The 12,769-nt window shown below is 69.1% G+C and carries 12 protein-coding genes; 5 read left to right on the top strand and 7 right to left on the bottom strand.

Translation table 11 applies throughout. From position 1 onward, the window contains the following. From I71_RS22045 to I71_RS22025, 5 genes are all read right to left on the bottom strand, one after another. The coding region (locus I71_RS22045) for an aromatic ring-hydroxylating dioxygenase subunit alpha (protein WP_042698250.1) at positions 1 to 552 on the bottom strand (552 nt) is incomplete at its 3' end. A 51-nt stretch (positions 553 to 603) separates the two neighbouring features. Further along, on the bottom strand, positions 604 to 1,131 hold the full coding sequence (locus I71_RS22040) for a nuclear transport factor 2 family protein (protein WP_042698247.1): 528 nt from the start codon (positions 1,129 to 1,131) through the stop codon (positions 604 to 606). Continuing rightward, on the bottom strand, positions 1,128 to 1,487 hold the full coding sequence (locus tag I71_RS22035; protein ID WP_042698243.1) for an IacB protein: 360 nt from the start codon (positions 1,485 to 1,487) through the stop codon (positions 1,128 to 1,130). Before I71_RS22035 ends, I71_RS22040 begins: the two co-directional genes overlap by 4 nt. Before the next feature lie 21 nt (positions 1,488 to 1,508). After that, positions 1,509 to 2,675 carry an acyl-CoA dehydrogenase family protein gene (locus I71_RS22030; RefSeq protein WP_042698240.1) on the bottom strand — a complete coding sequence of 389 codons (1,167 nt, stop codon included), beginning with the start codon at positions 2,673 to 2,675 and terminating at the stop codon, positions 1,509 to 1,511. 125 nt (positions 2,676 to 2,800) lie between these two features. Then, the gene (locus I71_RS22025; RefSeq protein WP_042698235.1) at positions 2,801 to 3,949 is read right to left on the bottom strand and encodes an amidase; all 1,149 of its coding nucleotides are present in this window, start codon (positions 3,947 to 3,949) and stop codon (positions 2,801 to 2,803) included. An 810-nt stretch (positions 3,950 to 4,759) separates the two neighbouring features. Between I71_RS22025 and I71_RS22020 the strand changes: the two genes are divergently transcribed. From I71_RS22020 to I71_RS35125, 4 genes are all read left to right on the top strand, one after another. Further along, entirely contained in the window at positions 4,760 to 5,914 is a 1,155-nt protein-coding gene (locus I71_RS22020) for an ABC transporter substrate-binding protein (RefSeq protein WP_042698232.1), read from the top strand. 67 nt (positions 5,915 to 5,981) lie between these two features. After that, positions 5,982 to 7,019: a branched-chain amino acid ABC transporter permease gene (locus tag I71_RS22015; protein WP_042698229.1), complete on the top strand. Its 1,038-nt coding sequence runs from the start codon at positions 5,982 to 5,984 to the stop codon at positions 7,017 to 7,019. 47 nt (positions 7,020 to 7,066) lie between these two features. Next, the gene (locus tag I71_RS22010) at positions 7,067 to 8,896 is read left to right on the top strand and encodes an ATP-binding cassette domain-containing protein (protein WP_042698226.1); all 1,830 of its coding nucleotides are present in this window, start codon (positions 7,067 to 7,069) and stop codon (positions 8,894 to 8,896) included. Continuing rightward, positions 8,893 to 9,807 carry an ankyrin repeat domain-containing protein gene (locus I71_RS35125; RefSeq protein WP_244433981.1) on the top strand — a complete coding sequence of 305 codons (915 nt, stop codon included), beginning with the start codon at positions 8,893 to 8,895 and terminating at the stop codon, positions 9,805 to 9,807. Before I71_RS22010 ends, I71_RS35125 begins: the two co-directional genes overlap by 4 nt. 11 nt (positions 9,808 to 9,818) lie before the next feature. Here I71_RS35125 and I71_RS22000 read toward each other — a convergent pair whose 3' ends face one another. Continuing rightward, positions 9,819 to 11,537 carry a caspase family protein gene (locus tag I71_RS22000; protein ID WP_042698254.1) on the bottom strand — a complete coding sequence of 573 codons (1,719 nt, stop codon included), beginning with the start codon at positions 11,535 to 11,537 and terminating at the stop codon, positions 9,819 to 9,821. A gap of 299 nt (positions 11,538 to 11,836) precedes the next feature. On the opposite strand from I71_RS22000, the gene I71_RS21995 reads away from it, so the two are divergent. After that, complete coding sequence (locus I71_RS21995) at positions 11,837 to 12,100, top strand: DUF3126 family protein (protein WP_083897313.1); 264 nt, start codon at positions 11,837 to 11,839, stop codon at positions 12,098 to 12,100. Positions 12,101 to 12,124: 24 nt separating this feature from the next. Here the strand turns inward: I71_RS21995 and I71_RS21990 are convergent. Then, on the bottom strand, positions 12,125 to 12,769 hold a 645-nt coding region (locus tag I71_RS21990), incomplete at its 5' end, for a hypothetical protein (RefSeq protein WP_307189018.1).

Below are 12,769 nucleotides of genomic sequence, written 5' to 3'. Positions count from 1 at the left end.
GCCGCCCTGCTTCATGAACATGTCCATCCACTTCTTCGCCGGGCCGAGCCAGTCGGCCAGAGGCTCGATGTCCTCGCGGAAGGTGGCGAAGACCATGCCGGCATATTCCTCGACCCGCAGGCTCTTCAGCGGATACTCGCCCCTGTCCAGGCACTGGCCGTAGCTTTCCGGATGCGGCACGCCACGCAAAGACCCGTCCAGGCCGTAGCTCCAGCCGTGATAGGGGCAGACGAAGCTGTTGGTCCGGCCCTTCTTCTCCTCGCAAACCGTGGCGGCGCGGTGGCGGCAGCGGTTCAGCAGGACGTGGATCTTCTGCTTGCGGTCGCGCACCACCACCACCGGCTGGCGGCCGACATAGGTGGACTTGTAGTCGCCGGCTTCCCGGACCTCGCTGACATGGGCGACCCAGACCCAGCAGTTGGCGAAGATGCGGTCCATCTCCTGCTCGAAGATCGCCGGGTCGGTGTAGAGCGAGGTGTGGGCGCGGTCGGCGCGCACGAGGTCGGCGAGGTCGCGGGACGCTGCCGGGGGAGCCTTGAGGTCAATAGCCATCGCGATGGTCTTTCCGTCAGGGGGCGGACAGGAAGGGGGCAGGCAGGGGGATCAATCCGGGACCGGAACCGGGTCGGGACGGTTCCAGCCGTGGACCGGGCGGCTGAACAGATTTTCGGTGCGGAAATGGCTCATGCGCCAGGCGCTCTCCTCCAGGCGGAAATCCACCGTCAGCCGGGCGGCATTCAGGTGCGAGGCGCCGGCGGCGAAGGTCGAGGCCTGCAGCATGATCCAGCTGCCCTCCGCCCTGTCCGGCCCGGTGGACCGGACCAGCTCGGAGGTCAGGAAATGGACGTTGAGCGCGAAGTGGGAGGGTTCGACCATGTACTTGGCGAACATCTCCCGCAGAGCGGGACGGCCGGTGAGACGGCCGAAGGTCTTCGCGTATTTCTCGCCGATGCCCTCCCACACCGCGTCGCGCGTGAACAGGGCGGCAAGCTCGTCCAGCGGGGTCGCCGGGGTCAGCGCGTCGCACAGCGCCATGTAGCGGACCATGCAGGCGCGGACGGCGGCCTCCGCCTCGAAGCGGGCGAGGCGCGTCTGCAACTCCGCGATCTCGGCGGGTAGGGCGGTGGTCATTGCGGGATCACCAGCTCGCGGCCGACGCGGGCCTCGACGCGGCAGTATTTCCACAGCTTGAAGGTGCCGTCGCCGACGGGCGTGACGCGGAACAGGTTGCAGGCGGCGGTGACCGTCTCGATGTCCGGCACGTCGGCCAGCACATAGGTGGTCCAGGGCCAGTTGGTCGACGGACCGACCATGATCTGGTCGTCGTCCAGGTTGCCCAGCACCTTGACGCCCGGCAGCTCGCCGATGCCGCGCATCATGGTGGAGAAGGCGCCCCAGACCTGCTTGGCCTCCTCCTCCGTCGCGTCGAAGAAGTTCTGGTTGACGCCGATGCAGAACAGAACGCGCAGGGGCTTCTTGTCGCTCATGGTAGGTCTCCGGGATTGGGGTCAGAGATAGCCGGGCAGGGGGGACAGGCCGAACAGCATGGCGCCGGCATTCTGGTAGGTGACGTCGCCGAGGAAGGCGTGCTGGGTGATCATCTGGACGTCGCGGACATGGCGGGCGATCGGGCAACGTTCATAGACGCCGGCCATGCCGGTCAGCATCTGCGCCCGGCGCGTCACGTCGGCGGCGGTGCGGGTGGCGTGGGTGGCCGACAGGCGCAGCATGCTGACCCGATCCGGCGCCGGGTCATCGCCGGCCAGCAGGCACTGCCACACCTCGTCGATGGCGCCGTAGAACCAGGACCGGGCGGCGCGCAGCTCGGCCTCCAGCTTCGCGGTCTCCAGCTGGGAGGCGACGCGCTCGCCCAGTTTCGGTGCGCCGGTGACCGACGCGCGCGCGCCCATCGAGCGCAGTTCGTCCAGGGCCGCCCGCGCGATGCCGAGCGAGACGACCGACAGCACCTGCGCCGCGAAGGCCAGCGTCGGGTAGCGGTAGAGCGGCTCGTCGAGCGCCGACTTGCCGCCGCGCACGAAGGTCCAGTCCTCCGGCACCACCACGTCATCGACCACGAGATCGTGGCTGCCGGTGCCGAGCAGGCCGACGACGTCCCAGTTGCGCTCGATGGTGACCGCGTTGCGCGGCATCACCGCCATGCGCGGCAGGCCGCCGGTGCCGTCGCTGTTCTTCGGCGCGATGCCGACGCCGACGATGTCGGCGCCCATGCAGCCGCTGGCCCAGCTCCACCGGCCCTTCACCTTCAGACCGCCGTCGACGAAGACCGCCGGCTGCGGCGGGAAGATGCCGCCGGCGAAGACGAGGTCGGGCGTGCGGGCATAGAGGCTGCGCAGCGTGTCGAGCGGCAGCGCCGACAGGTAGACCGCGCCGATGCCGAAGCTGGCGACCCAGCCGGCCGACCCGTCGGCCTCGGCGATGCGCTCGACCAGCCGGCAGAACTCGGCTGGCGAGCGCTCGTCACCGCCGAAGCGCCGGGCGACCAGGGCACGGTAGACGCCGAGCCTGCGGTAGCGCTCGATGATGTCCTGGGAGACGAACTGCTGCTGTTCGAACTCGGCGCGCCGGCCGCGGATCTCGGTCAGAAGCTCCGCGAGCAGAGCGTCGTCGAAGCTCCGGCCGCCGTCAGGTGTCTGCACGGGCAGAGTCGCCAACATGGGGGATCTCCATGGCAGGCGATGGGGGAAGGGCGCACGTCCGCATTCGGAGCGCGGCTCCGTTCCCCTCATCGGGATTGGGGCATCGGAATTGGGAAGTTGAAGGGACCCGCAGGCGGGCCGGGTCAGCCGGGAGGCGGCAAGCGGTCGGCGATGCGGGTGGCGACCGCACAGAGCAACTCGTCGGCACCCTTGGCGGCGACCAGCTGCAGGCTGGCCGGCGCCCCGTCGACGGGGGCGAGCGGGATGGCGATGGCCGGATGGCCGGACAGGTTGAAGGGGCGGACCAGGGTCGTCATGCGGACCAGACGGCTGGTGTCGCCGGCCTCGGCGACCAGCGGCGGCGGGCCGGCCATGGTCGGCAGGGCGATGACCGCGACGCGGTCCAGCAGCGCATCGACCTCCGCGGTGAAGGCGGTGCGGACCTCTTCGGCGCGCGCCACCTCCTCGACCGTGGTGCGGGCGGCGTTGCGCAGGCGGAAGGCCACGTCCTCGCCGACCAGACCGGTCTCCACCAGGGCGGCGCAGGCGGCCCAGGTCTCGACATTGATGATCGAAAGCCCGGCCTCGAAGGCGGCGCGCATGCCGGTCAGCCGCACCGGCTGGACCGGTAGGCCGGCGGTCTCGACCGCCGCGCGCACCGCCGCCGTGAGTCCGGCGTCGGCGTCCGTCTCCAGCAGGCCGATGGCGACGCCGTCGATGGACGGCAACGGGCCGGAGCCGGGAAGGAAACTCGGGTCGATGGCGGCCATGCAGGCGACCAGGGATCCCATGTCGGCGGCGAAGGGGCCGACGCAGTCCAGCGTGCTGCGGGCCGGCATCACGCCCTGGCGGCTGACCCGGCCGAAGGTCGGTTTCAGCCCGAAGACGCCGCAGCAGGCGGCCGGGATGCGCACCGATCCGCCGGTATCCGTGCCTATCGAAGCATCAACCATGCCTGCGGCGACGGCAGCGGCCGATCCGCTGGACGAGCCGCCGGGCACGAAATCGGGGAATTTCGGGTTCGGTGCGGTGCCGGCCCAGCGGTTGAGGCCGGTGGTGCCGAAGGCCAGCTCATGCATCGTGGTCTTGCCGGCGATCCGCCAGCCGGCGGCCAGCAGGTTGCGCACGATTTCGGCATGTGCCGGGACCGGCGGGGCATCGTCGAGCGACCGGCTTCCGGCGCGTGTCGGTGTGCCGGCGATATCGATGGTGTCCTTGATCGCCACCGTCGGGAGGGTGTCGCGATCCGCGGCGTCGCCGGCGATGTCGAGCGTTTGAACGAAGATCGTCATGGCAATGGCCTTCCCCGGTCCTGCCGGATTCCCCGCGGCTCGCACGATACCGGGCTTGTGCTGGCGGCCGGGATCGGAGCGGTTCGGGGTGGATGGGATGCCTAAAGCCTAACGGCGAAAAACGTGAATAGTCAATTGACTTTGGAAAAATAATTTTTGGCGATGAAGCACAAAAACCGAGCAATGCTTTGGACGGCGAAATAGCGGTGCGTGGGCACGGAGTCGGGATGTGATGTGAGTTATCTTTCTGTAAAACAAGGAGTTTTTAAGAAATTCATACTTTTCGGGCGGGGCCTCATTCCAAAGTATCTGATCATCCCGCTTGGTGGATATTCGCCTGAAACACATGCAATCGAGTGCCAAAAAATGGGCAGTTTTTCTTGAAAATTCGATTGCGGATTCACGGAACTCTGGCTTAATGGACGGCAAGGGCAGCCTGCATCCGGCGTCTCTGCCACAGGTCTTCGGCAGCGAGGCACGGCGGCGGCTCCAATCGAAACCTTCAAAGACAGAGTTGCCGGGCGTTCGATCCGGTACCGTGCGGAAGCTTCGATCCGACCCGCAATTCCAACGAACCTTTGGCGGCTGGCCGGACATCGACTGTTCGCGCCTTCTATTATCGATATTTTCTACAGTCTACTCAAGGATGCTTTGGCATTCATTGGCGCGGTCTTTGCTTTGTTCTTTCAGCATAACAAGAGGTTGGACGGCGGAAGCGGCCCTGGCGGGCACCTGCCGGACCGGCCCGACGGGTCCGATGGCGAGTCCATGCGGACCGCAACAGACGGGCAACACAGAACGGAGGGTGCGGTGTTTGCAAAGAAACTGGCGGTCTCGCTGCTGTTCGGGGCACTCGCGGCCGGTGCCGCCGCTCCGGCGGACGCGCAGGTGAAGGTCGGCGTGGTGACCTCCTCGACCGGCCCCATCGCGCTGGTCGGCATTCCCCAGAAGAACAGCGTGCCGCTGCTGCCGGCCAGCGTCGGTGGCCAGACGGTGCAGTACATCACGCTCGACGACGGCAGCGACCCGACGGCGACCGTTGCCGCCTTCAAGAAGCTGATCACCGAGGAGAAGGTCGACGCGATCATCGGCCCGTCCGGCTCGCCCAACGCCATGGGCGTCATCCAGTTCGCGGCGGAGGCCGGCGTGCCGATGCTGGCCCCGGTCGGCACCGCCGCCGTCGTGCTGCCGATGACCGAACAGAAGAAATGGGTGTTCAAGACCACCCAGAACGACGACCTGATCGCCGAGGCGCTGCTGGCGCATATGGCGAAGACCGGCATCAAGTCGGTCGGCTTCATCGGCACCGCCGATCCCTATGGCGACAACTGGCTGAAGGTGTTCGGCGAGGGGGCCGCCAAGCGCGGGATCAAGCTGCTGGCGAGCGAGCGCTTCCAGCGCCAGGACACCTCGCTGACGGCCCAGGGGCTGAAGATCCTGTCGGCTTCGCCCGATGCGGTGCTGATCGCCGCTCCCGGCAGTTCGTCGGTGCTGCCGCAGACGACGCTCTACGACCAGGGCTATCGCGGCAAAATCTATCAGACGCACGGTGCGGCGCTGCCCGACTTCCTGAAGCTGGGCGGCAAGAAGGTGGAGGGCACGATCCTGGCCGCCAGCCTGATGCTGGTGCTGGATCAGGTGCCCGACAGCCATCCGTCGAAGAAGATCGCCAGCGACTATGTCGCCGCCTACGAAAAGCAGAACGGCTCCAAGCCCGCCACCTTCGGCGCCAACGTCTATGACGCCGGCCTGCTGCTGGAGCGCGCCATTCCGGTCGCGCTGAAGGGCGGCGAGCCCGGCTCCGCCGCCTTCCGCAGCGCGTTGCGCGATGCACTGGAACAGGTGAAGGAGCTGCCGGCGACCCAGGGCGTCTACAACCTGACCGCAGCCGACCACAGCGGCTTCGATGAGCGCGGCCGCGAGCTGATCACCGTGTCCGGCGGCAAGTGGACGCTGGTGAAGTGACATCGTGAAGCGATCCGGCGGCGGCCCCGACTTTACCCGGGACCGCCGGAGCGAAGGGATACCGGTCATGAACCTCCAGATCGTCATGCTGCTGGGCCAGGACGGGATCACCAACGGCGCCATCTACGCATTGCTGGCGCTGTCGATCCTGCTGGTCTTCACGGTGACCCGCATCCTTCTGATCCCGCAGGGTGAATTCGTCGCCTTCGCCGCCCTGACCATGGCGGCGATGCAGGGCGGGACGCCGGTCCGGCTGGGCTGGCTGCTGCTGGCGCTGTCCGCCGCCGCGATGGTCATGGACATCCACGCCGCATGGCGGCGTGACGGCCGCCTTGCGGCGCGGCGCGGGTCGGTCCTGAGCGTCGGCTATGCGGCGGCGCTGACCGCACTGACCACGCTGCTGCCGCTGGCCGATGCCGGCGTCGCGGTGCAGGCGCTGGTGACCATGGCGCTGATCGTGCCGCTGGGTCTGGCACTCTACCGCGTCTTCTATCAGCCGATCGCCGCGGCGCACCCGCTGGTGCTGCTGATCGTCTCGATCGCCGTGCATGTGGTACTGGTCGGTGTCGGGCTGCTGATGTTCGGCCCCGAGGGCGCACGCACGGAACCCTTCTCCGACGGTGGCCTCAGGCTGGGCATGGTGATGCTGAACAGCCAGACCATCTGGGTGGTGGCGGTGTCGCTCGGCCTGATCCTGGGGCTTTATCTGTTCTTCGAGCGCAGCCTGTACGGCAAGGCGCTGCGCGCCGCGGCGGTCAACCGGCTGGGAGCCGAGCTGGTCGGCATTTCGCCGGAACTGGCGGGCAAGGCCAGCTTCGCGCTGGCGGCGCTGATCGGCAGTCTGTCCGGCATCCTGATCGCGCCGATCACCACGATCTACTACGACAGCGGCTTCATCATCAGCCTGAAGGGCTTCGTCGGCGCCATCATCGGCGGGCTGGCGAGCTATCCGGTCGCCGCGCTCGGCGCCCTGCTGATCGGGCAGGCCGAATCCTTCTCCACCTTCTGGGCCAGCAGTTACAAGGAGGTCATCGTCTTCACGCTGATCCTTCCGGTTCTGGTCTGGCGCTCCCTCTCCCACCAAGGCGCGGAGGACGAGGAATGAAGCCCGGCGTGCTGTCGAAATCTCCCGCTGCGAGGCCCGCCCCGTCGATGCCCAGGTTGTCCCCGTCCGGCTGGATCCTGCTGGCCCTGCTGCCGGTGCTGGCCGTCGCCCCGCTGCTGCTGCCGACTTATCAGGTCACGCTGGCCAACAACATCGGCATCTTCGCGCTGGCGACGCTGGGCCTCGTCCTGCTGACCGGCGTTGCCGGGATGACCAGCTTCGGACAGGCTGCCTTCATCGGCGTCAGCGCCTATGCCGCCGCCTATCTCGCCACCGTGTCCGCCGCCGACCTGCCGGGGCCGCTCGCCTGGATGGCGGGGTCGCCACTGGCCGGGCTGGCGGTCGGCCTTGTGCTGACGCTTGTCATCGCGACGGTGCTGGGGGCGGTGACCCTGCGGCTGTCGGGCCATTACCTGCCGCTCGGCACCATCGCCTGGGGCCTGTCGCTGTTCTACCTGTTCGGCAATCTGGAGTTCCTCGGCGGTCACACCGGCCTGTCGGGCATTCCGGCGCTGAACCTGTTCGGCATCGCCTTCGACAAGGCGGAGGCCCTGTTCTACCTGATCTGGGCGGTGCTGCTGCTGGCGGTGGTGGCGACGTTGAACCTGCTGGACTCCCGTGTCGGCCGTGCCATCCGTGCCCTGCGCGGTGGACAGCGCATGTCGGAATCGATGGGCGTCGACAGCTTCCGGGCCAAGATGACCGCCTTCCTGGTCGCCGCCCTCTATGCCGGGCTGGCCGGTTGGCTCTATGCCTACACCCAGCGCTTCGTCAGCCCGGCGCCCTTCAGCTTGCAGGCGGGCATCGACTTCCTGTTCATGGCGCTGATCGGCGGGGTGGGACAGGTCTGGGGCGCGGTGATCGGGGCGGCCGGCGTCACCTTCGCCAAGCAATGGCTGCAGGACCTGCTGCCGCATCTGCTGGGCCGCACCGGCAACTTCGAGGCCATCGTCTTCGGCCTGCTGATCGTGCTGCTGATGCAGCGCCTTCCCGGCGGCATCGCCGGCTGGATCGCCAAGACCTCCGAGCGTCGCCGTCACCGGCCGGCTGCGCTGGAAAGTGCTGCTTCGGACCTGCCCGACGCCGCGCCGCTGCCCCGCCGCGCCATGCCGCAAAAGGGCGAGGCGGTGCTGGAGGCCAAGGGCGTCACCCGGCGCTTCGGTGGTCTGGTCGCCAACCGCGACATCAGCTTCACCGTGCGGGCCGGCGAGATCCTGGCGGTGATCGGACCGAACGGGGCGGGCAAGAGCACGCTGTTCAACCAGCTTTCCTGCGTCGACCACCCGACCTCCGGCGAGATCCTGTTCCGTGGCGAGCGCATCGACGGCCGCACCGCCCGCGCCATGGCCGGCGCCGGCCTCAGCCGCAGCTTCCAACACGTCAAGCTGCTGCCCACCATGTCCGTGCTGGAGAATGTCGCCATCGGCGCCCATCTGCGCGGGTCGAAGGGGGTTGCCGCCGCGGCCCTGCGGTTGGACCGCGCGGAGGAGGCGCAGCTGCTGGCCGAGGCGCGGCGCCAGCTGGTCCGCGTCGGTCTCGGCCAGCATCTGCATGCCGAGGCGGGCAGCCTGGCGCTCGGCCAGCAGCGCATCCTGGAGATCGCCCGCGCGCTGTGCGCCGACCCCTGCCTGCTGCTGCTCGACGAGCCGGCCGCCGGTCTGCGTTTCCTGGAGAAGCAGGCGCTGGCCGAACTGCTGGGCAAGCTGCGCTCGGAGGGGATGGCGATCCTGCTGGTCGAGCATGACATGGACTTCGTGATGGGACTGGTCGACCGCGTCTATGTCATGGAGTTCGGCGAGCGCATCGCCGAGGGGCCGCCCGAGACGATCCAGACCAACCCGGCCGTTCTCGAAGCCTATCTGGGAGGGATCGAATGAGCGCGCCGCTGCTGGAGGTCTCCGACCTCTGCGTCTCCTACGGCAAGATCGAGGCGCTGAGCAACGCCAGTCTGCGGGTGGGCGAGGGTCAGATCGTCACCGTCATCGGCCCCAACGGTGCCGACACCTATCGCCGCTGGGCGCTGCTGGCCGAGCGCGACGGCGACTGGTCGGAGACGAAGCGCTTCTACGAGCGGGCGCAGATGATCACGCCCGACAGCCCCGATCTGGCCGAGCGCATCCGTGCGGCGAGCGAGCAGCGGACCTACACCGGTCCGTCCACCGGAACCGCGTCGGGAGCCGGCGCCGGAAGCTCCGTTGCGCCGGTGAAGGCTGTGCCGGGGCTGGGCGACCGCGAATCGGTCCTTGCCCTGCTACGCAACCCGGCGGAGCTGTCGCGCACGCTGCAGGCGGGCGCCAGCGCCGACACGCGGCTGGAGAATGGCAAGACCCTGCTGATGATCGCCGCCGAGCAGGGGCTGGCCGATGCGGTGCGCGTGCTGCTGGACCGCCATGCCCGCACCGACCTGCGCACCTCCGACGGCGCCACGGCGGTGATGTATGCCGCCTGGGGAGGCCATGATGCGGTGGTTCGGGCGCTGGCCGACGGCGGCGCCGACCTCGACACCACCAACAGCGACGGCAAGACCGCGCTGATGGCCGCCGCCGCCCGCGGTCATCAGGATGTGGCGCGCACGCTGGTCCAGCGCGGCGTGATGGTCGACCGCACCACCGCCTATGGCTGGTCGGCGCTGATGTATGCCGCCAACAACGGGCACGAGGCGGTGGCGAAGCTGCTGCTCGACAGCGGCGCCAACCCGTACCGCATGGATGCCAACGGCAACTCCGCCCTGACGCTGGGCGCGCTGCAGGGGCATGTGCAGGTGGTGGAGGCGCTCAAGCCGCGCTGACCGCTCAAGCCTTACTCGTCGAGGCGGACGGAGCCGCGCCACTGGCCCGCGCTCTGTCCGCCATTGGCATAGTGGAAGATGCCGGGGCCATCCGGCTGGCCGTTGCGGAAGCGGCCGGCGAAGCGGCTGCCGTCGGTGAAGGTCATCACGCCGAACCCGGACATCAGGTCGCCCGACCATTCCCCTTCATAGGTCTGGCCGTTGACGAAGCGGTAGACGCCAGTGCCCTGGCGGACCGGCCGGCCGAGTGCCGCATTGGTCCCGGAGCTGGACTGCGCCCAACTTCCCTCATAACGGTCGCCGCCGGAAAAGCCATAGCTCCAGTAGCGGCTGTCGGGATGGCTGCGCGCCCGTTCCGCGGCGCTGCGGGCATCGCCGAGCGCGCGCATCGCCTGCTGTTCCGCCTCCACGGCCGGGCCGTCCGGCGTTGAAAAGCCAGTGCCGGGCGGCGTGGCGGGGAAGCTGCGCGGCTGCTCCGTCTGGATCGGGTCGGAGGTGCCGGCGGCGGGCGGATCGATCCCCTGGCTCTGGCCGGGATCGCCGAAGGAGGGGCCGGCCTCCACCGGACCGCGGCCACGGGCGGCGAGCGGCGACGGGTCGACCCAACGGGCGGCCAGCGCGCCCGCGGTGAGGTAGCCGGTGCGCCCGGAGGGATCGCGCACGCGCAGCCAGCTTCCTTCCGGCACGGATTCCAGCACGGTCACCACGCTGCCGGTCGCCAGCTGGGCGACGCCGCGGGCGCCGACGGCCGGACGGTCGAACAGGACGCCCGGCTTCGCCATCTCGTACTCGCCGGGAGGAAGGCTGGGGGTCGTCACCGGCGGCGCCTCCCTGGCCGGAGCGGTGGCCGCAGGAGGAACGTTCGGCGGGGTGGCCGGTGGTTTTGCGGGGGCCGCGGCGACGGCCGGGACCATCACCAGGGTGCTGCCCAGACGGTCCTGCAGCCAGGGCAGTTGCCGGCCTTCGCTGCGCTCGGCAACGGCGCGCGCCACCTCGGCCAGCGAATCGCGGAAGGTGACGCCGGGCTTGACCATTTCGCGCGCCAGCGCGGCGGTGAAGGGATCGGGGCCCTTGCCGGACTTCGGCGGCACCGGCGCCACGCCCGGACGGTGGGCATAGACGACGAACAGCCCGTCTGCCTCCATCGGCGTGCCCAGCGCTCCGCCGCCGACCTTCCGGGCCAGCGCCTCGGCAACGCCGGGATCGATCACCACCACCGTCCTGCGACCGCTGTCGCGCAGGTCGCTCAACAAGCCGTCGAGATCGAGCGCGGCGCGCGGCAGATCGTCAGCCCCGCTGGGGTCGGCGTCGGCGGGCAGCAGGAATTCCCGCTCCCCCACCCCGACGGCGAGGCCGGTGTAATAGACGAAGCCGAGGTCGGCGCCACCCAGCGCCTCGCGGAACCGTTCCAGTGCCGAGTCCATGGCGACCCGTCCGACATTGTCGGCGCGCGTCACGGAAAAGCCGGCGCTGCGCAATGCCGCCGCCATAGCCGACGCGTTGGCGGCGGGCTGGTCCGACCGGCTGTCGAGTGCGGAATAGCGCCCGTTGTCGATGACCAGTGCGACGCGCTTTCCGCTGTCCGCCAGCGCGCTGCCCCTCTGCATCCCGCCGAAGGGCAGGGCGGCCAGCAGCGCCGCCGTCAGGGCGGACGCCCCAAGGCGCCGCCTCCACCGTCGGGTGGCGCGGGACGCTGCGGGATTCGCGGGCGGGGGTGCGGTCTTCGTCACGGCCTTCCATCCTTCGTCTTCGCGGCAGCCCCCGGCATGGGAACGGTCACGGGCACGAGCCTGTGCACCGCCCGGCACCGGGAAGCGTACCGCCGCCGGGAGCATAGCCTTTTCCGTCTTGCCGGAACCCCGCTCATTCGGAGCGGCGGCCGAGGGGGCGTTACCCCACGCGGACGATGTGCCGGCTTTCGGCCCGCCGCGCACGGCAGGGTCACAGGGCGCCGATGCGGTGATGTATCGCTTTCCCTTCGCCGCGAAGCCGCCTATATCACGCTCCTTCGCAGACAACGAGGTTCGCCATGCCGCCCGCCAAGCCGTCCGCCGTCCGGATGTCCGACACCGAAATCGCCCGTGTGCAGATGTATCTGCGCAAGACGCTCGGCAATCCCAAGATCGTGATCGAGCCGCCGGCCAAGGCCGGCCAGTCGGCCGAAGTGACGGTGGATGGCGAGTTTTTCGGCACGCTGAACCGTGACGATGACGAGGGCGAGATCTCCTACGCGCTGAACGTCGTCATCCTCGAAGAGGATCTGCCGGAACCGCCGGCCATTCCGCGTCGCTGAGTTCCGGATATAGACTGGGGTGCCCTAGCGGCTGCGGGCGCGAAGCTCCGCCGCCAGGGCGGCCAGCAGCGTCTGTCCGCCCGACAGGGTCAGCCCACGGACCAGGACGATCGCCTTGTGTCCGCCGCGGCGGTGCATGACCAGCCGCACGTTGCGGCTGCCGGCAGCCCTGAGCTCCGCCTTGACCGCCTCGTTCGGCGCGACATTGCCGGCGACGAGCGTCATCTCCGCCTTGTGACCGTAATCGTGCGCCGGGTCGATCCAGGCGACGAACAGCGGTTTCCCGCCCACCATCGGATAGAGGGCGAGATCCCGGATCGTCTCGTGCGGATGGATGCGGGCGCCATCCACGGTCAGTCCACGCTCCGTCACGCCAAGACGCACGGCGCGGCGCTGGACCGTCTCCGACAGCATCACCACCCACAACAGCAGCACCGGCGCCGCACAGAAGACGGCCAGCCATTGCAGCATGCTGGCCAACTCGTCCGGCGCCAGCCCGGCCCCGGCGATGAAACCGGTCGCCAGCAGACCCGCGATCAGCAGGTAGCGCGTGCGGATCACCGGTGTCAGCACCGGCGTCGCGACGAATACGGCACCGGCCAACGCGTCTTCGCGCGTGACTTCCAGACTGGGGGGTGGCTGGCGGCGGGCATGTCGCGGGCAAATCCG

It is taken from the genome of Azospirillum sp. B506 (assembly GCF_000333595.1).
In the GTDB taxonomy this organism is placed as follows: domain Bacteria; phylum Pseudomonadota; class Alphaproteobacteria; order Azospirillales; family Azospirillaceae; genus Azospirillum.
The sequence above is the reverse complement of the archived record's forward strand: the minus strand, read 5'-3'. Positions and strand labels throughout refer to the sequence as shown.

What these genes read in the sequence shown, in the direction of transcription:
- I71_RS22040 (WP_042698247.1), bottom strand. Translation starts at nt 1,131, where the DNA reads ATGACCACCGCCCTACCCGCCGAGATCGCGGAGTTGCAGACGCGCCTC.
- I71_RS22035 (WP_042698243.1), bottom strand. Translation starts at nt 1,487, where the DNA reads ATGAGCGACAAGAAGCCCCTGCGCGTTCTGTTCTGCATCGGCGTCAAC.
- I71_RS22030 (WP_042698240.1), bottom strand. Translation starts at nt 2,675, where the DNA reads ATGTTGGCGACTCTGCCCGTGCAGACACCTGACGGCGGCCGGAGCTTC.
- I71_RS22025 (WP_042698235.1), bottom strand. Translation starts at nt 3,949, where the DNA reads ATGACGATCTTCGTTCAAACGCTCGACATCGCCGGCGACGCCGCGGAT.
- I71_RS22015 (WP_042698229.1), top strand. Translation starts at nt 5,982, where the DNA reads ATGAACCTCCAGATCGTCATGCTGCTGGGCCAGGACGGGATCACCAAC.
- I71_RS22010 (WP_042698226.1), top strand. Translation starts at nt 7,067, where the DNA reads ATGCCCAGGTTGTCCCCGTCCGGCTGGATCCTGCTGGCCCTGCTGCCG.
- I71_RS35125 (WP_244433981.1), top strand. Translation starts at nt 8,893, where the DNA reads ATGAGCGCGCCGCTGCTGGAGGTCTCCGACCTCTGCGTCTCCTACGGC.
- I71_RS21995 (WP_083897313.1), top strand. Translation starts at nt 11,837, where the DNA reads ATGCCGCCCGCCAAGCCGTCCGCCGTCCGGATGTCCGACACCGAAATC.